The sequence below is a fragment of the Vibrio brasiliensis LMG 20546 genome, from assembly GCF_000189255.1.
In the GTDB taxonomy this organism is placed as follows: domain Bacteria; phylum Pseudomonadota; class Gammaproteobacteria; order Enterobacterales; family Vibrionaceae; genus Vibrio; species Vibrio brasiliensis.
The window spans coordinates 1-18,562 of the sequence record NZ_AEVS01000075.1; the positions used below are offsets into that span (position 1 = coordinate 1).

General features: G+C 45.8%; 17 protein-coding genes. 6 read left to right on the plus strand and 11 right to left on the minus strand.

All coding sequences use genetic code 11. The features are described from left to right. Positions 1 to 260: 260 nt before the first annotated feature. The 9 genes from mioC to RH46_RS13455 all read right to left on the minus strand — a co-directional run bounded on the left by mioC (position 261) and on the right by RH46_RS13455 (position 7,078). Positions 261 to 695 carry an FMN-binding protein MioC gene (mioC, locus tag RH46_RS13420; RefSeq protein ID WP_006880020.1) on the minus strand — a complete coding sequence of 145 codons (435 nt, stop codon included), beginning with the start codon at positions 693 to 695 and terminating at the stop codon, positions 261 to 263. 52 nt (positions 696 to 747) lie between these two features. Next, the gene (mnmE, locus tag RH46_RS13425) at positions 748 to 2,109 is read right to left on the minus strand and encodes a tRNA uridine-5-carboxymethylaminomethyl(34) synthesis GTPase MnmE (protein ID WP_006880021.1); all 1,362 of its coding nucleotides are present in this window, start codon (positions 2,107 to 2,109) and stop codon (positions 748 to 750) included. Between the two features lie 120 nt (positions 2,110 to 2,229). After that, positions 2,230 to 3,849, minus strand: coding sequence for a membrane protein insertase YidC (gene yidC / locus RH46_RS13430; RefSeq protein ID WP_006880022.1), 1,620 nt, complete (start codon positions 3,847 to 3,849; stop codon positions 2,230 to 2,232). 5 nt (positions 3,850 to 3,854) lie between these two features. Beyond that, positions 3,855 to 4,109, minus strand: a complete 255-nt coding sequence (yidD, locus tag RH46_RS21820) for a membrane protein insertion efficiency factor YidD (RefSeq protein WP_006880023.1) — start codon at positions 4,107 to 4,109, stop codon at positions 3,855 to 3,857. After that, the gene (rnpA, locus tag RH46_RS13435) at positions 4,076 to 4,399 is read right to left on the minus strand and encodes a ribonuclease P protein component (protein WP_239928257.1); all 324 of its coding nucleotides are present in this window, start codon (positions 4,397 to 4,399) and stop codon (positions 4,076 to 4,078) included. Before rnpA ends, yidD begins: the two co-directional genes overlap by 34 nt. 46 nt (positions 4,400 to 4,445) lie before the next feature. Further along, a complete protein-coding gene (gene rpmH, locus RH46_RS13440) occupies positions 4,446 to 4,580 on the minus strand; it encodes a 50S ribosomal protein L34 (RefSeq protein WP_006880025.1) in 135 nt (44 codons plus the stop codon). 230 nt (positions 4,581 to 4,810) lie between these two features. Then, a complete protein-coding gene (locus tag RH46_RS13445) occupies positions 4,811 to 5,548 on the minus strand; it encodes an amino acid ABC transporter ATP-binding protein (RefSeq protein WP_006880026.1) in 738 nt (245 codons plus the stop codon). Continuing rightward, on the minus strand, positions 5,545 to 6,216 hold the full coding sequence (locus RH46_RS13450; protein ID WP_006880027.1) for an amino acid ABC transporter permease: 672 nt from the start codon (positions 6,214 to 6,216) through the stop codon (positions 5,545 to 5,547). The genes RH46_RS13445 and RH46_RS13450 overlap by 4 nt, the downstream gene beginning before the upstream one ends. Positions 6,217 to 6,331: 115 nt before the next feature. Continuing rightward, positions 6,332 to 7,078, minus strand: coding sequence for an amino acid ABC transporter substrate-binding protein (locus tag RH46_RS13455; protein WP_006880028.1), 747 nt, complete (start codon positions 7,076 to 7,078; stop codon positions 6,332 to 6,334). A 411-nt stretch (positions 7,079 to 7,489) separates the two neighbouring features. On the opposite strand from RH46_RS13455, the gene dnaA reads away from it, so the two are divergent. The 6 genes from dnaA to RH46_RS13490 all read left to right on the plus strand — a co-directional run bounded on the left by dnaA (position 7,490) and on the right by RH46_RS13490 (position 14,926). Further along, entirely contained in the window at positions 7,490 to 8,896 is a 1,407-nt protein-coding gene (gene dnaA / locus RH46_RS13465; RefSeq protein WP_006880030.1) for a chromosomal replication initiator protein DnaA, read from the plus strand. 53 nt (positions 8,897 to 8,949) lie between these two features. Further along, positions 8,950 to 10,050, plus strand: a complete 1,101-nt coding sequence (gene dnaN / locus RH46_RS13470) for a DNA polymerase III subunit beta (RefSeq protein ID WP_006880031.1) — start codon at positions 8,950 to 8,952, stop codon at positions 10,048 to 10,050. A 1-nt stretch (position 10,051) separates the two neighbouring features. Then, on the plus strand, positions 10,052 to 11,134 hold the full coding sequence (gene recF / locus RH46_RS13475; protein WP_006880032.1) for a DNA replication/repair protein RecF: 1,083 nt from the start codon (positions 10,052 to 10,054) through the stop codon (positions 11,132 to 11,134). Between the two features lie 13 nt (positions 11,135 to 11,147). Further along, positions 11,148 to 13,565, plus strand: coding sequence for a DNA topoisomerase (ATP-hydrolyzing) subunit B (gene gyrB, locus RH46_RS13480; RefSeq protein ID WP_006880033.1), 2,418 nt, complete (start codon positions 11,148 to 11,150; stop codon positions 13,563 to 13,565). A gap of 417 nt (positions 13,566 to 13,982) precedes the next feature. Then, positions 13,983 to 14,417: an Hsp20 family protein gene (locus RH46_RS13485; RefSeq protein WP_006880034.1), complete on the plus strand. Its 435-nt coding sequence runs from the start codon at positions 13,983 to 13,985 to the stop codon at positions 14,415 to 14,417. Between the two features lie 119 nt (positions 14,418 to 14,536). Next, positions 14,537 to 14,926: a DUF4156 domain-containing protein gene (locus tag RH46_RS13490; RefSeq protein WP_006880035.1), complete on the plus strand. Its 390-nt coding sequence runs from the start codon at positions 14,537 to 14,539 to the stop codon at positions 14,924 to 14,926. A gap of 49 nt (positions 14,927 to 14,975) precedes the next feature. On the opposite strand, the gene RH46_RS13495 is transcribed toward RH46_RS13490, so the two are convergent. Continuing rightward, a complete protein-coding gene (locus tag RH46_RS13495) occupies positions 14,976 to 16,226 on the minus strand; it encodes a valine--pyruvate transaminase (RefSeq protein ID WP_006880036.1) in 1,251 nt (416 codons plus the stop codon). Between the two features lie 269 nt (positions 16,227 to 16,495). Then, the gene (gene glyS, locus RH46_RS13500) at positions 16,496 to 18,562 is read right to left on the minus strand and encodes a glycine--tRNA ligase subunit beta (RefSeq protein ID WP_006880037.1); all 2,067 of its coding nucleotides are present in this window, start codon (positions 18,560 to 18,562) and stop codon (positions 16,496 to 16,498) included.

Consider the following 18,562-nt stretch of genomic DNA (forward strand, 5'->3'; position numbering starts at 1 on the left):
ATTTGGATCATATCATGTGATCTTACCTTGATCAGATCGAGGATTAACTGGGATCAAAATTGGTAGTTATTCACAAGGGGTAAAAAAGGATCTAAGTTGTTATTGGGATAACTATAGGTTAATCACCGGATAGATCGTAGTTTATCCACAGCTCAAATGGTTAAAATATGTCCAAACAGTTCAGGGGAAAGTAAGAAAAGTTATTCACAAAGGGAGGGAAGAGAGAGAAAGTGACCTCTGTTAAGGCCACTTTATACTGTTTAAAGCTGGTCGATCAGCTCATTCAGCCACTCTTCAGCGGCATCTTCAGGGACGTCGTGATTGAGAACGTCGATAGTAAAACAGTCTGTAATAGGCGTTGCACCTATGTCAGTTAATAGATCGTGGGCATGCAGGCCGGCAGCACAGAAGGTGTCGTAGCTAGAGTCGCCAATAGCTATGGTCGCATATTTTACTTCACTCATTCTTGGAGGTGTGTTCTGCAGAGCTTGAATAAATGGGCGGATATTATCGGGATACTCGCCAGCACCGTGGGTTGAGGTGATGATAAGCCAGGTGCCTTTTGGTTCTATTTCAGATAGCTCAGGCTGGTTGTGTATCTCAGTCTCAAAGCCTTTTTCAACTAATAGATCACTGAGATGGTCGCCCACATACTCAGCACCACCTAAGGTGCTACCTGTAATAATATGGATCATGAATGTTCCTTCTTAATGACGAAAAACGCGGCCCATTAGGCCGCGTTTAAGATTATTTACCGATACAGAAAGATGAGAAGATACGACCGAGAAGGTCATCTGAACTGAACTCACCAGTTATCTCACTGAGATGCTGTTGAGTAATACGTAGTTCTTCAGCGAGGATTTCTCCTGCCATATAACCCTCTAGTTGCTGTTGGCCTATCTCTAAGTGCTCTGCTGCTCGTTCAAGAGCCTCTAAGTGACGACGTCGAGCCATAAAGCCACCTTCGTTGCCTCCTGCAAATCCCATACACTCTTTTAGATGGGTACGCAGTGCTTCAACACCATCGCCTGTTTTCGCTGACAGGCGAATCAGAGTAGGATCATTGACGTGGCAAATCCCCAGATCTTCTCCTGTTTGATCGGCTTTATTGCGGATCACTGTCATGCCGATATTTTCTGGTAAGCGATCGACAAAATCTGGCCAGATATCTTTAGGGTCGGTAGCATCAGTGGTGGTTCCGTCAACCATAAACAGCACACGGTCTGCCTGACTGATCTCTTCCCACGCTCTTTCAATACCGATTTTTTCGACTTCGTCTGATGCATCACGCAGACCTGCGGTATCAATGATATGCAGAGGCATACCGTCGATATGGATGTGCTCTCGTAGTACATCGCGTGTAGTACCTGCAATATCCGTCACGATGGCAGACTCTTTACCTGACAGCGCATTAAGCAAACTCGATTTACCAGCGTTAGGACGGCCTGCAATCACGACTTTCATCCCTTCACGCATAATTGCCCCCTGATTCGCTTCTTTACGCACTGCTGCCAGGTTGTCGATGATGGTTTGCAAGTCAGCGGCGACTTTGCCATCAGCTAAAAAGTCGATCTCTTCTTCTGGGAAGTCAATCGCCGCCTCGACATAGATACGCAGGTGAATCAGTGACTCTACCAAGGTGTTGATGCGTCCGGAGAACGCGCCCTGAAGAGACTGTAGGGCTGATTTAGCCGCTTCTTCAGAACTGGCATCAATAAGGTCCGCGATAGCCTCTGCTTGGGCGAGGTCCAGCTTATCGTTAAGGAATGCGCGTTCAGAAAACTCACCCGGACGCGCCGTGCGAATTCCCGAAATCTTGAGGATACGCTTGATTAGCATATCCATAACTACTGGGCCACCATGTCCCTGGAATTCAACGACGTCCTCACCAGTAAATGAGTGAGGGTTTGGGAAAAACAGCGCAATACCTTGATCAAGTTGGCTACCATCTTCGGCGGTAAACGGCAGGTATTCAGCGTATCGAGGACGAAGCTCTTTACCAGTAACTTCCAGCGCAACCTTTGATGCCAATGGGCCGGATACACGAATAATGCCGACGCCACCACGACCTGGTGCGGTTGCTTGAGCAACAATGGTATCAGTTGTCATAAATGTGCCTGTTGTATTTGTATGCCGATTCCGGCAAATCAATGTTTAGCTGAATTGTAATCAGCTCAAATAAAAAAGGCGACCTTTAGGTCGCCTTTTACTGTGATTTCCGCTTAAAGGTTACTTAGAGTGTAAGCCTTTTTTCTCCAGTGCTTTGTAGATTAGCGACTGTTGAATTAGCGTTACTACGTTCGATACTAGCCAGTATAGAACCAGACCTGATGGGAAGAACAGGAAGAAGAAAGTAAACATAACCGGCATAAAGGTCATGATCTTCTGCTGCATAGGATCCGTTACCGTTGTCGGGCTCATCTTCTGAATCATGAACATTGAAGCACCCATCAGTAGCGGCAAGATGTAGTAAGGGTCTTGCGCTGAAAGGTCAGTGATCCAACCGAAGAATGGAGAGTGACGTAGCTCAACAGACTCCATTAGTGCCCAGTAAAGCGCGATGAAGATTGGCATCTGTAGGATAAGAGGTAGACAGCCACCAAGTGGGTTAACTTTCTCTTTCTTATACAGTTCCATCATCTCCTGGCTCATACGCTGACGGTCATCGCCGATACGCTCACGCATTGCTTGCAGCTTAGGCTGAAGCATACGCATTTTTGCCATAGAGGTGTATTGCGCTTTTGTTAGTGGGTACATTGCACCACGAACAATGAAGGTCAGACAGATGATTGCCACACCCCAGTTGCCAACAAAGCTTTGAATGAATGAAAGCAGTGTGTGCAGTGGTTTAGCGATAAACCATAACCAGCCGTAGTCAACAACAAGGTCTAGGTTTGGTGCAACTTCAGCCATCTGGTCTTGAAGTTTAGGACCAACCCAAAGCGTTGCTTTTAGGTTTGCACTGTCGCCATCAGCAATTGTCTTGTTCGGCATGCGAACACCGATGTCACCCAGGTTACCGATTACACGAGTGTAAAGGTTAGTACCTGGTTCATCGCGTGGAATCCATGCAGATGCGAAGTAGTGCTGAATCATTGCAGCCCAACCTTGACCATCAACTAGGTTGAGAGACAGGTTGCGATCTTGCATATCTTCGAAGCTGTACTTCTTGTAGCGAGTATCTTCAGTAGAGTATGCACCACCGCGGTATGTTGGCATTGTAATGCTGCCACCAGCGTCAAGTAGGTTCTGACGTAAGTGTGCGTACATACCAAATGTCGCGTTGTTGCCTGATTTGTTTACCACGTCGTATTCAACATCAACAGCGTAGCTGCCACGTTTAACGATGAATGTCTTAGTGTATTCAAGGCCGTTTGCAGCAAATGTCATTGGAATACGTAGTTCATCCTGGCCATCAGCCATAACGAAACTGTCAGCGCTAACTGCGTATTGAGGACGGTTTGTGCTGCTCAGGTCGATACCTTGAGGGCCCACAAGACCACTTTGAGCAATGAACTGGTGTCCTGGCTCATTTTTAAGTAGTACGAACGGGTCAGCTGAATCTAACTCGTTTGAGTACTGGTTAAGGTCTGCGTTAATTACATCACCACCAACCGTATCAATCGACAGAGTCAATACATCAGTTGTCACGGTAATCGTTTTAGCAGAAGCCTGCTGCGCAGGAGCTGGGTCTAGCTCGTCTGCAAAAGATGGTGCAGGTAGGGTACTGCTTGATTGAGCCTGCTCAACCGGCTGAGGCGTTGGATTCTTTGCAACTTGCCATTGCTGGAACAATAGAAAAGAAACCAGTGCTAGCGCGATTAACAGGATATTACGTTGAGAATCCATCGTTATTAATCTCTGTCTTGTTTTTGGACTGGTGGAACGGGGTCATACCCCCCTTCATTCAAAGGATGGCATTTTAATAGACGTTTGCTTGATAACCAACACCCTTTTACAAAACCGTGAGCTTTCAACGCTTCAATGGCATAAGTAGAACAGGTTGGAGTAAAACGACAACGTGGTCCAATAAGCGGACTAATAAGACCTTGATAGAGTCGGACAAATCCGATCGCTAGCCACGTGAAGGGCGAGACAGGCGCTGCCATAATTTATCAAACAGTTTGAAAATTTCTTCATTGCTTAAATCTTGCGCGCTTTTCTTGGCAATAACAACAAAATCTTTGTTAGCAAGCTGATGCTGATTGTTACGAAAGCTTTCACGAGCAAGGCGCTTAAAACGGTTACGACCTACAGCGGTTTTGATCTGTTTCTTGGGAACGGCTAAACCTAGTCGAGGATGAGATAGGCTATTTTTACGAGCAATGATGGTGAAATGAGGTGAGCCAGCTCTATGAGCTTGCTGGAAGACATTTTGATAATGCTCGGGAGTTAACAAACGTAACTCCCGATTGAACGCGTACGTATTCAAAATAAACTAGTGATTATTTTGATAGGCGCGCACGGCCTTTAGCACGACGTGCATTAATTACTTTACGACCGTTCTTAGTTGCCATGCGAGCACGGAAACCGTGAGTACGCTTGCGCTTTAGAACTGAAGGTTGAAAAGTGCGTTTCATGATAATTACCTTTACTGATCAGTAGTTTTAGGTCAATGTTAACCCGGCGTGGGCATTAAAAGTCTTCTTTATATATAAAGAGGACAAACCGACGCCTCTCAACAAAGAGGCGGAATTGTAATCACAGTCACACAAAGTGTCAATCTCTGTGCAAGTGCTAAATTCCGGCCGAGCGATTATACGTAGTGTGAGCAAAATCTCAAGGATCGATCGATCCTTGTGGATGATCTTTATTCAGCACCTACTTGTCTTAGGAATTTTTGCAGACGAGGATCTTGTGGATTATTAAAAATATCCTGTGGAGAACCTTGCTCAACAATGTTTCCTTCCGCCATAAAGATCACTCTATCAGCGACCTCTCTGGCAAATTGCATTTCGTGTGTTACCACCAGCATTGTCTGATGTTTTTTCGCTAAGTCCTTCATTAGATTAAGAACTTCTCCAACCCATTCAGGATCGAGTGCTGATGTTGGTTCATCAAATAACAGCAGTTCAGGTTGCAGAGCCATAGCTCGACCAATACCCACACGCTGTTGTTGACCGCCAGAAAGTGCCGCTGGATAACTATCTCCTTTGTCACCCAGGCCAATGTCATCCAGAATCTCTTGAGCGCGCTTAAGGGCTTCGCTTTTCTTCCAGCCACGAACGGTAACCAGGCCTTCAGCAATGTTCTGTCTCGCGGTCATATGAGCAAATAGCGCATAGTTCTGGAATACAAAGCCAGTCTTTCGTCTTAACGCCAGGACTTCTGACTTGGAGTATTTCTCAGTATTAACACTGACGTCATCAATAGTGATAACACCTTGGTCAGCATTTTCTAGAAAGTTGACGGTACGTAATAGGGTCGATTTACCGGTACCACTGGAGCCGATAATGACAATGATCTCACCCTGTTTGATCTCAATGTCGATGCCCTTAAGCACTTCTGTATCGCCAAAACGCTTATGAATGTTTTCTAATTTGATCATCGTACGTATGCCTTATTCAGTTTCGCTTCAGCCCAGATTTGCACGCGAGTCAGAATCACGACCACGCCCCAGTAAATAAGTGCTACTGCTAAGAAGGCTTCAAAAAAGCGGAAGCTTGATGATGCTTCCATCTGCGCTTTAGCCATGATTTCAGCCACGCCTAAGGTGAATGCCAGCGAGGTCGATTTAATCATGTCGATAAAATAGTTCATCAAGGATGGCAGAGCGACACGTGTTGCTTGTGGAAGAATGACGCGACGCATCGCCTGGCTGGTTGTCATACCTACTGATAGGCTTGCTTCCATTTGGCTGCGATCAATACCTATGATTGCTGCGCGAATGCTCTCTGCCATATACGCGGCAAAATGGAGGGTTAAACCGATGACTGCGGCACTGAATGCATCTAAGCCCACTAGCCACGGGAAGACTTGAGGCAGGCCGTAATAAAGAAGAAATAGCTGTACCAGCAGAGGTGTACCACGGAAAAAGCTGATATATAGCTGGCTTAACTGATCGAGAACTGGGACGCGAAACACACGAATGTTGGCCAGGATCACCGCTAGAACCAGTGAAAAGAGTAGACCCCACGTCGCCATTTCCATGGTTGTGCCCAAATACTTCAACAGTATCGGCATCAGATCCAGCATGTAATTAAAATCGAATCCCATAACGTGTCCCATTTACTAAATAAAATAACGGCTTAAAAAAGCAAAACCCACTGCAAGTGAAGGGAGGCAGTGGGTTAAGGTGTTCTATCTCAAATGAGATAGACAATAGACAAGCTTACTGAGTGATGTCAGCGCCGAACCATTTCTGAGAGATTTTCTCTAGAGTGCCGTCTGCGCGCATTGCAGCAAGAGCCTGGTTTACTTCAGCTTGAAGTTTCTTACCATTTTCGTTGTCGACGAACGGCCAGGCGTTTTGAATTGTTTCAAATGGCTGACCCGCAAGTTGTAGTGGCAGACCTGTTTTCTTGATTAGCTCAAGAGCAGACAGACGATCCATAATAAATGCATCGGCACGGCCCAAAGCTACATCGTGTTCGATACCAGTATCGTAAGTCTTGATGTTGATCTTGCCATCTTTATCGTAGTCACGTAGTAGTTGCTCAAAGTTAGAACCCAGGTTAACTGCAACAGTTTTACCTTCGAGATCTTTCACACCTTTGATGCTGTCGTTACCTTTGCGAACAGTGATTTGTGCACCGTCAACCACATATGGGTCAGCGAAAAGGTATTTAGCTTTACGTGCATCAGTCATCGTAATCTGGTTAGAGATAGTGTCGATACGACCAGTCTCTAGCAGACCGAACAGGCCAGAGAAGTTTGCAGTAACGTACTCTACTTTGTAGTCGTTACGCTTGCCGATTTCATCCCACAGGTCGACTTCAAACCCTTGTAATTGATCTTGCTGAACGAAGGTGAACGGGAAGTAACGACCCGACATGCCTACTTTTACTTCAGTCGCGGCTTGAACAGTCGCTGCAGACAGCGCGATAGCTGCAACGGCAGCCTTAATCCAGTTTTTCATTTTACAACTCCATATTATTATGGGGATAAATACTACTGTTAGTTTAGTTGATTAGATAAATAACCAAGAGAAATAACCTAGACACTAGAGTAATAAGCTGTACGTTTTTTCATCACGGTTACCTTTTTCTAGTGTCATTAGCCTAACAAAAGTCACTCAGATTTCTACTTTGGTGAATGACTTCATACACAGACTTATCACCAATAAGAAGATCAGACAAAAATTGCCTTATTGTGGATCAATGTGTGAGTAAAAATGGGGCAGGATGTGTGGATCCATCGAATAATGTCGAAAATATTGTGAATAACTTGGATCTTATTCACTGGATCGTCGATCATTTGCTGGCGATCTTGGTTATCAACAGGTAAAATTGCCAATCTTTTCAGATCAATTACTTCGAGTGGGGGCACCGTGTCATCTTCGCTTTGGTTGCAATGTTTGCAACAGCTTCAAGAAGAGCTACCAGCAACTGAATTCAGCATGTGGGTTCGTCCGTTACAAGCGGAGCTCAATGACAATACGCTCACTTTATTTGCCCCAAACCGTTTCGTACTGGACTGGGTACGTGATAAGTACCTAAACAGCATCAATCGACTGCTACAGGAATATTGTGGCAACGATGTACCAAGTTTACGCTTTGAAGTGGGAAGTCGCCCTGTCGCGGCTCCAACACCGGCACCTAAACGTACCCCAGCAGACGTTGCGGCAGAGTCGTCTGCGCCAGCGCAGCTTCAAGCACGTAAGCCAGTGCATAAAACATGGGATGATGATGCCGAAGCGATCGCGGATATCAACCATCGTTCAAACGTAAACCCTAAGCATAAGTTCACTAACTTCGTTGAAGGTAAGTCGAACCAGCTAGGTTTAGCAGCGGCGCGTCAGGTTTCTGATAACCCTGGCTCGGCCTACAACCCGCTATTCTTGTACGGCGGCACTGGTCTGGGTAAAACTCACTTATTGCATGCGGTTGGTAACGCGATTGTTGACAACAAGCCAAATGCTAAAGTGGTTTACATGCACTCTGAGCGCTTCGTTCAGGATATGGTTAAGGCACTACAAAATAACGCGATTGAAGAATTTAAACGTTACTATCGTAGTGTTGATGCGCTGCTAATCGATGACATCCAGTTCTTTGCTAACAAAGAACGTTCACAAGAAGAATTTTTCCATACCTTCAATGCGTTGCTTGAGGGTAATCAACAGATCATCCTGACTTCTGACCGCTATCCTAAAGAGATCAGTGGCGTAGAAGATCGTCTGAAATCTCGTTTTGGTTGGGGTCTAACGGTTGCGATCGAGCCACCTGAACTGGAAACGCGAGTCGCGATCTTGATGAAAAAAGCAGAAGATCACCAGATTCACCTCGCTGATGAAGTTGCTTTCTTTATTGCTAAGCGTTTACGTTCAAACGTTCGTGAGCTTGAAGGTGCATTAAACCGCGTTATCGCCAACGCTAACTTTACTGGTCGTCCAATTACTATCGACTTTGTGCGTGAAGCGCTAAGAGACCTGCTTGCATTGCAAGAGAAACTGGTCACCATCGATAATATTCAAAAGACAGTAGCCGAGTATTACAAGATTAAAGTAGCGGATTTGCTATCTAAGCGCCGCTCTCGTTCTGTTGCGCGTCCGCGCCAGCTTGCTATGGCTCTAGCCAAAGAGCTCACAAACCACAGTCTGCCTGAGATTGGCGATGCATTTGGCGGTCGTGACCACACTACCGTACTGCATGCATGCCGTAAGATTGAGCAACTGCGTGAAGAGAGCCATGATATTAAAGAAGACTACTCGAATTTGATTCGTACCCTTTCTTCTTAATTCGCAGTATCCTTAGCAACGAAATAACTAACGAATTCGGATAAGAGCATCCTATGAAATTTTCCATTGAGCGTAGTCACCTGCTTAAACCTCTACAACAAGTATCAGGTGCATTAGGCGGTCGACCAACATTGCCAATTCTGGGCAACCTACTATTAAAAGTAGAAGATAACGTGCTATCGATGACGGCTACGGATCTTGAAGTTGAGCTGATTAGCCGTGTGACATTGGAAGGTGAGTTTGAAGCGGGCAGCATTACTGTTCCTTCACGTAAGTTCCTCGATATCTGTCGTGGTCTTCCTGATGACTCTGTAATTACATTCGTTTTAGATGGTGACCGTGTTCAGGTTCGCTCTGGCCGAAGCCGATTCTCACTATCAACGCTACCAGCGAATGATTTTCCAAACATTGAAGACTGGCAGAGCGAAGTTGAGGTTTCACTGACTCAGGCTGAGTTACGTGGCCTGGTTGAAAAAACGCAATTCTCTATGGCTAACCAGGATGTGCGTTACTACCTCAACGGTATGTTGTTTGAAATCGATGGCACCACTTTGCGTAGTGTTGCGACCGATGGTCACCGTATGGCTGTATCACAAGTACAGTTAGGTGCTGACTTCGCGCAAAAACAGATCATTGTTCCGCGTAAAGGTGTACTAGAGCTGGTTAAGTTACTTGATGCACCAGAACAGCCAGTTGTTCTTCAGATTGGTAGCTCAAACGTGCGCGCTGAAGTAAACAACTACGTATTTACCTCTAAGCTGGTTGACGGTCGCTTCCCTGATTACCGTCGTGTTATGCCACAAAGTACGACAAAAACTCTTGAAGCTGGCTGTGATGAACTGCGTCAGGCATTCTCACGTGCAGCTATTCTGTCGAATGAAAAGTTCCGCGGCGTTCGAGTTAACCTTGCTGATACGGAAATGCGCATTACTGCAAATAACCCTGAGCAAGAAGAAGCTGAAGAGATGTTAGACGTCAGCTTCGAAGGGGAACCAATTGAAATTGGCTTTAACGTTAGTTACGTATTAGATGTACTCAACACACTACGTTGTGAAAAAGTACGAGTGTCAATGTCGGATGCCAACGCCAGTGCGTTAATTGAAAACGCCGATGACGACAGTGCTATGTACGTGGTGATGCCGATTCGACTCTAGCATGCCGCTTTCTCGTCTTATTATTCAGCAATTTCGAAACATTAAAGCCTGTGATATTGAACTATCAGCAGGCTTTAACTTTCTTATTGGACCTAACGGAAGTGGCAAAACCAGCGTTTTAGAAGCTATTTATCTGCTGGGGCACGGGCGCTCTTTTAAGAGTTCACTGACAGGCAGAGTGATTCAAAATGACTGTAATGAGCTGTTTGTTCATGGTCGTTTTTTGAACTCGGATCAATTTGAGCTACCAATTGGCATTAATAAGCAGCGTGATGGCTCAACAGAGGTTAAAATAGGCGGTCAGTCTGGACAAAAGTTGGCACAACTGGCACAAGTATTACCTCTGCAGTTGATTCATCCGGAAGGGTTTGATTTGCTAACGGATGGTCCGAAACATCGTCGTTCGTTTATCGACTGGGGTGTGTTTCACACTGAGTCTGCATTTTATGATGCATGGGGACGTTTTAAGCGTCTCAATAAACAAAGAAACGCGTTACTTAAAACAGCAACCAGCTATCGAGAGCTGAGTTACTGGGATCAAGAGATGGCGCGTTTGGCTGAAAACATTAGCCAGTGGCGTGCGACTTATATTGAACAAATGAAGGTAAAAGCCGAAGAAATTTGTCAGGCTTTCTTACCCGAATTTGAGATCCAACTGAAGTATTATCGTGGATGGGACAAAGATACCCCTTACCAAGATATACTGGAAAAGAATTTCGAGCGTGATCAGGCGTTAGGTTACACATTCAGTGGTCCTAATAAAGCTGATTTGCGCATTAAAGTGAATGGTACGCCTGTTGAGGATGTACTTTCACGTGGCCAGTTGAAACTTATGGTGTGTGCTTTGCGTGTTGCGCAGGGTCAGCACCTTACAGAAATGACTGGCAAGCAATGTATCTACTTAATTGATGACTTTGCATCTGAATTAGATAGCCAACGTCGTAAGCGTCTAGCGGACTGCTTGAAAGAGACGGGGGCTCAAGTTTTTGTAAGCTCTATTACTGACAGTCAGATTGCAGATATGCGAGATGAAAATGGCAGGATGTTCCATGTGGAACATGGCACAATAGAGCAAAATATATAGCGGAAGATAACTCATGTCTGAAAATTACGATTCATCGAGTATTAAGGTACTAAAGGGTCTGGATGCGGTTCGTAAGCGTCCTGGTATGTACATCGGCGACACGGATGATGGCACCGGTCTTCACCACATGGTTTTCGAGGTGGTGGATAACTCAATTGATGAAGCGTTAGCGGGTCACTGTAAAGACATCATTGTGACAATTCATGAGGACAACTCAGTTTCTGTAAGCGATGATGGTCGTGGTATCCCGACTGAAATGCACCCTGAAGAGAAGGTATCTGCAGCAGAAGTTATCATGACGGTACTTCACGCTGGTGGTAAATTCGATGACAACTCGTACAAGGTATCAGGTGGTCTGCACGGTGTAGGTGTTTCAGTAGTAAACGCTCTATCAGAAAAAGTAACGCTAACGATTCATCGTGGCGGTCACATCCATACGCAAACTTATCACCACGGTGAGCCGCAAGCGCCACTAGCAGTGATCGGCGATACAGACAAAACGGGTACTCAGATCCGTTTCTGGCCAAGTGCAGAGACTTTCTCTAACACAGAATTCCACTACGATATTCTTGCTAAGCGTCTGCGTGAACTATCATTCCTAAACTCTGGTGTTTCTATCAAGCTGATTGATGAGCGTGAAGAAGACAAGAGTGACCACTTCATGTTTGAAGGTGGTATTCAGGCATTCGTTGATCACCTCAACACTAACAAAACTCCAATCATCGAGAAAATCTTCCACTTCGATTTCGAGCGTGAAGACGGTATTGCAGTTGAAGTAGCGATGCAGTGGAACGATGGTTTCCAAGAGAACATCTACTGTTTCACTAACAACATCCCACAGCGCGATGGTGGTACTCACTTAGCGGGTTTCCGTGCAGCATTGACTCGTACCCTGAACTCGTTCATGGACAAAGAAGGCTTCTCGAAGAAAGCGAAAACAGCAACTTCAGGTGATGATGCTCGTGAAGGTCTGACCGCTGTTGTTTCTGTGAAAGTTCCAGATCCTAAATTCTCTAGCCAGACAAAAGATAAACTGGTTTCTTCTGAAGTTAAGTCAGCAGTTGAGTCGGCAATGGGTGAGAAGCTGTCTGAGTTCCTGGTTGAGAACCCAACAGAAGCTAAGATGGTTTGTTCAAAAATCATCGACGCAGCGCGTGCTCGTGAAGCGGCGCGTAAAGCTCGTGAAATGACTCGTCGTAAAGGCGCATTAGACTTAGCTGGTTTGCCAGGTAAACTGGCTGACTGTCAGGAAAAAGACCCAGCACTCTCTGAACTATACATAGTGGAGGGTGACTCGGCAGGCGGCTCCGCAAAACAAGGCCGTAACCGTAAGAATCAGGCAATCCTACCGCTTAAAGGTAAGATCCTGAACGTTGAAAAAGCGCGTTTCGACAAGATGCTTTCTTCTCAGGAAGTCGCAACGCTTATCACAGCACTTGGCTGTGGTATCGGCCGTGATGAGTACAACCCGGACAAACTGCGTTACCACAACATCATCATCATGACCGATGCTGACGTCGATGGTTCGCACATCCGTACGCTACTATTGACCTTCTTCTACCGTCAAATGCCTGAGCTGATTGAGCGTGGCTACGTGTACATTGCTCAGCCACCACTTTACAAAGTGAAGAAAGGTAAGCAAGAGCAGTACATCAAAGATGAAGATGCAATGAACCAGTACCAAGTGGCATTGGCTCTTGATAACGCATCTCTACATGTAAATGCTGAAGCACCAGCACTATCAGGTGAAGCGCTAGAGAAGCTAGTTCAGCAATACAATGCTGGTATCAAGCTGGTGGATCGTATGAGCCGTCGTTACCCACGTGCGCTAGTTCATGAGTTAATTTACACGCCACGCCTAACAGCAGAGCAGTGTCACGATGCAGCAGCAGTTGAAGCCTGGACTAAGACGCTTGTTGAGCAACTTAACGCGAAAGAAGTTGGTGCAAGCCAGTACAGCGTTGAAGTAGAACAGCACGCTGAGCTTGGTCTGAGCCTGCCTAAAGTTGTTGTTCGTACACATGGTGTTACTCACGAGCACGTACTAAGTATCGACCTAATCAACTCGAAAGAGTACGGCAAGCTAGCAACGCTTTCTGAAGCGCTGGAAGGTCTGATTGAAGAGGGCGCTTACATCAAACGTGGCGAGCGTACTCAGCCTGTTTCAAGCTTTGTTGATGCACTAGAGTGGCTAATTAAAGAGTCGCGTCGTGGTCTAAGCCTACAGCGCTACAAAGGTCTGGGTGAGATGAACCCAGAGCAGCTTTGGGAAACAACAATGGATCCTGAAACACGCCGTATGATGCAAGTAACGATTGAAGATGCAGTAGGTGCTGACCAACTGTTCACGACTCTAATGGGTGACCAGGTAGAACCACGTCGTAACTTTATCGAAGAAAACGCACTTAAAGTTGCTAACCTAGATGTATAAAGCTCCTAGTTACTAGCAGCGAGTCCCTAGAAAAAGCGCAGGTCGAAAGATCTGCGCTTTTTTATTGGAAGGTAATTAAAACAATCAGTGAGTATTAATCTAGCCACTAGGAACTCGAAACTAGGAACTTTTTTACTTTTATCCCTTGAAACCAAATTGCCCAATCCACATATCTATTGTTGAAGAGGGAAGCTGTCTTGCTCAAGAGAGAAGAAACAGAACCTCTGGATTCGCTGATAAGATATCGCTCAGGAGAGGATAACCTTAGAGGCACACATTGAACTGATTTATTACTACGTCCCAGCGTTATAAGTACCCGAGGAGTAGCGGATAAATCCCTTAGCCGGCAAAGATCTCAACAAGATAGATCCGCGCAAACTCACGGCTAAGACTATTGCTTACTATGAGGATAGCATTATGAGAACTGTAGATTTCACTCCACTATACCGCAACGCAATTGGCTTCGATCGTCTGTTTAACATGATGGAAGCAAACTCTTCAAAGAGCTCTTCTGGCGGTTACCCTCCTTACAATATTGAGCAGCAAGATGAGAACCACTACCGTATCACTATGGCTGTGGCAGGCTTTGCTGAAGAGCAACTCGACCTGACTCAAAAAGAGAACATGCTGATCGTTAAAGGTGAGCGTAAACCTGAAGAAGAGAAAAAATACGTTTATCAAGGTATCGCTGAGCGCGACTTTGAGCGTAAGTTCCAGCTGGCAGACTATGTAAAAGTCGTAGGTGCAAGCATGGAAAACGGTCTGCTACACATCGACCTGGAACGCGAAATCCCAGAAGCGATGCAACCGCGTAAAATTGCTATCAATGGTAAAAACCTGATTGAAGGTTAATTATCCGTCTCAATAATGAGAGTAGAGTGAAAGAGCGCAGATAAGCGCTCTTTTTTATTGCCCTTAATTGTATCAATCAGTAGTTTCTGCGCCGAAAACAAATAAATCTGGAAAATAGAATGAAAAAAGTTGTATTGGCGGCGGCTATTCTTGCTGTCTCTGGTTGTTCTAGCCTGGTTGCACCACTCGCTTCTGATTACTTAGCTACCAATGGTGAAACGATTCGAATTGCTTATGCAAACCCTGAAAAATCAGCGAACTGCGAGCTAAAAGGGCAATCGGCATTTAATCCTAATTCACAAAGCATTATGGGCATTGTCTCACTAGGTCCGGATGATATGGACGCAGAGCAAAAGATTAACTCTACCTTTGGTGAAGAAGCGGCAGCGTTAGGCGCTAACTACATCAACCGCGGTTTTGCAGGCTCTTCTTCATTCGGCGGTGTCTACCAGCGTTCTTCAACGGTAGAAGCGACGTTCTTCTACTGTGAACAGCTACCTGCGCTATAAATGCAAACAGCCCAAAGCTTAGCTTTGGGCTGTTGTCGTTTTGCCGGCGTTAAGCCTCTTGATAGGCGCGCTCAACCTCTTCCGCGATAATCTTAATGCCTTTCTGCATCATCTCATCGTCTTGGACATAGTTCATGCGTAAGCACTGATGTGCGTGCTCCCAGTCATCTTCCTGACCAATAAAGAAATACTCACCCGGTACGATTAGTACACCACGCGCTTTGAGGCGCTTGTACAGTTCCATTGTCGTAATCGGTAGTTCATCAAACCATAGCCAGAGGAAAATAGCGCCTTCTGGTTTGTGAATTCTGAAGCGGCTATCTGTGATGGTGCTCTTCAGCAGTTCTACTGCGCGTTGCGATTTCTGTTGATAGAAAGGTTTGATCACCTCAGAGCTGAGTTTAAGCAGGTCACCTTTCTCAATCATATGATTGGCGATCGCCGGGCCAATACTCCCCGGAGCTAAGCTAATAATGCCATTCATATTGGTCATTGCCTGAGCGACTTCTTCACTGGCAATCACGATGCCGCAGCGAACGCCTGGCAGGCCGAGTTTCGACAGGCTCATACATAGGATGGTGTTTTCGTTCCAGAATGGCTGAACATCTTCGAAGATGATATTCGGGAATGGCAGGCCGTATGCGTTGTCGATGATTAGCGGGATATTGTTTTCTCGCGCCAGCTTATCCAGCTTGTGGATCTCTTCATCAGTCAGAACATTACCGGTAGGGTTGGTCGGGCGCGATGCACAGATGGCAGCCACAGATTCATCAACTTTAAGTTGCTCGAAGTCGACATGGTATTTGAACAGACCATTATCAAGCAGTTCGATTTCCGGATGGTAAGAGATAAAGATATCGTCATCCACACCTGCGTCACCATAGCCGATGTATTCCGGAGCCAGCGGCAACAGAATTTTTTTGTGTGAACCATCAGGCTGTTTACCCGCAAGCAAATTGAATAAGTAGAAAAAACCACTCTGACTGCCGTTTGTCAGACTGATGTTCTTTTCACTGATGTCCCAGCCGTAGGTCTCTTTCAATAACTTAGCGAGCGCTTTTACAAACGCGTCTTTACCTTGCGGACCATCATAGTTGGCCATGGCGGCGACTAATTCTCCACTGGCGAGCATCTCTTCACTGGTTTGACGAAAGTCATCGAGCATGGCTGGAATCGCGGCTGGGTTACCGCCACCGAGCATAATGGCACCTGGCGTACGCAGGCCATCATTTAAGTCATCCATCAATTGTGTAATACCAGAATACTGATTGAATTTTTCACCAAACTTAGAGAATTGCATTTGTAGTTATACCTAATTCATTGTGATTGCTTTTAAGTGTAATGAGTTACTAGAAACAGCTAGTAAAGCGAATAATCCTTGAACATACCTTAATGTGAGTACAACGCAAAGGGTCAATATAAGCATGGCAGAAAATAATTTACTTTTTGATCACATTTACAGCTCTAGATTTTGAGCGATTGATACTAGCCAATGCAGTCAAAGGTGGAATTGAGCACAAAAAAAGGGAAGCGAATGCTTCCCTTAAATACGATGATTGATATCGAACGTTACTTTTGAAGTAGAGAGATATCTGCAATCTGCAAGAACAGGTTACGTAGGTTGTTCAGTAGCGTTAGACGGTTTGTCTTCAGCGCTTCGTCATCAGCCATAACCATTACGTTATCGAAGAATGCATCTACAGGCTCACGAAGGTCTGCAAGCTTGCTTAGTGCTTCCTGGTAGTTACCAGTAGCAAATGCAGGCTCAAGAGCTTCAGTCATTACTGTAACGCTTTCAGCCAGTGCTTTCTCTGCATCTTCCTGAAGCAGTGACAGGTCGATTTCAGCGGCAAGTTCGCCGTCGAACTTAGCCAGAATGTTACCTACACGCTTGTTCGCTGCGGCAAGAGCTTCTGCTGCTTCAAGTTCACGGAAGTGAGAAACTGCTTTAACACGCTGATCGAAGTCAGCAGGTTTTGTTGGGCGGCGAGCAAGTACGGCCTGGATGATGTCGATGCTAAAGCCTGCATCTTGATACCATGCACGGAAACGGCCAAGCATGAAGTCGATAACATCAGCTTCTACGTTTTCGTTAGTTAGCTTAGTACCAAACTGAACTTTGGCTTCGCGGATCAGGTCAACAAGGTCTAGGTTGTAACCGTTCTCTACGATGATACGCAGTACACCCAGTGATGCACGACGAAGTGCAAATGGGTCAGAGCCTTTAGGTGCCTGACCAATACCGAAGATACCAACGATAGTGTCTAGCTTGTCAGCCATTGCAACTGCTGAAGAGATGCCCGTGCTTGGTAGGTCATCACCAGCGAAACGAGGCATGTACTGCTCGTAAAGGGCTAATGCAACTTGCTCATCTTCACCGTCATGGTTAGCGTAATGCATACCCATAACACCCTGAGTATCGGTAAATTCGAATACCATCGAGGTCATTAGGTCACACTTAGCCAGCAGACCTGCACGAGTCGCTTTCTCTACGTCAGCATCGATCTGTTTAGCAATGTAGCCTGATAGGGCAGTAATACGGTCAGTTTTGTCTTTAATCGTACCAAGCTGTTTCTGGAAGATAGCCTGTTCTAGTTCTGGCAGGCGATCAATCAGTGGACGCTTACGGTCAGTGTTAAAGAAGAACTCTGCATCAGCCAGACGTGGGCGTACTACTTTCTCGTTACCTTCGATTACATGACGAGGCTCTTTTGACTCGATGTTTGAAACGAAGATGAAGTTAGGAAGTAGCTTCTTGTTTTCGTCGTAAACAGGGAAGTACTTCTGGTCACCTTTCATGGTGTAAACCAGTGCTTCAGAAGGCACTTTCAGGAACTCTTCTTCAAACTTAGCGGTTAGAACTACCGGCCATTCAACCAGAGAAGTCACTTCTTCAACCAGATCGTCTTCCAGGTCAGCAATACCGCCGACTGCAGCAGCTGCTTTCTGTGAATCAGCCAGAATGATTGCTTTACGCGCTTCGTAATCAGCCATTACTTTACCGCGCTCTTCAAGAATCGCTGGGTACTGTTCTGCTGATTCGATAGTAAACTCTTGCTCACCCATAAAGCGGTGGCCGCGGATAGTACGGTCAGAGGCTACGCCTAGGATCTCGCCTTCGATAAGGTCACTACCCATTAGCATCGTCAGTGTTTTTACCGGACGAATAAATTGAGTCGTTTTGTTACCCCAGCGCATTGGCTTAGCGATAGGCAGGTTAGCCAGTGCTTTTGCTGCAAGGTCAACAACGATTTCAGAGGTTGCCTGGCCTTTTACTTCCTGCTTGCACAGTAGCCATTCGCCTTTATCTGTTTTCAGACGCTCAGCTTGTTCAACAGTAATGCCGTTACCACGAGCCCAGCCCTGAGCTGCTTTAGTAGCATTACCTTCTGCATCAAATGCTACAGAAACTGCAGGACCACGCTTTTCAACTACTTTGTCTGCCTGACCTTCAGCCAGAGCTGCCACTTTTAGTGCCAGACGACGAGGTGCCGCGTACCATTTCACACCCTGGTGCGCCAGATCCGCATCTTTCAGTTCTGCTTCGAAGTTAGCAGCAAATGCTTCTGCCAGAGTACGAAGTTGCGTTGGTGGTAGCTCTTCAGTACCTAGCTCAATTAGGAATTCTTTAGCCAT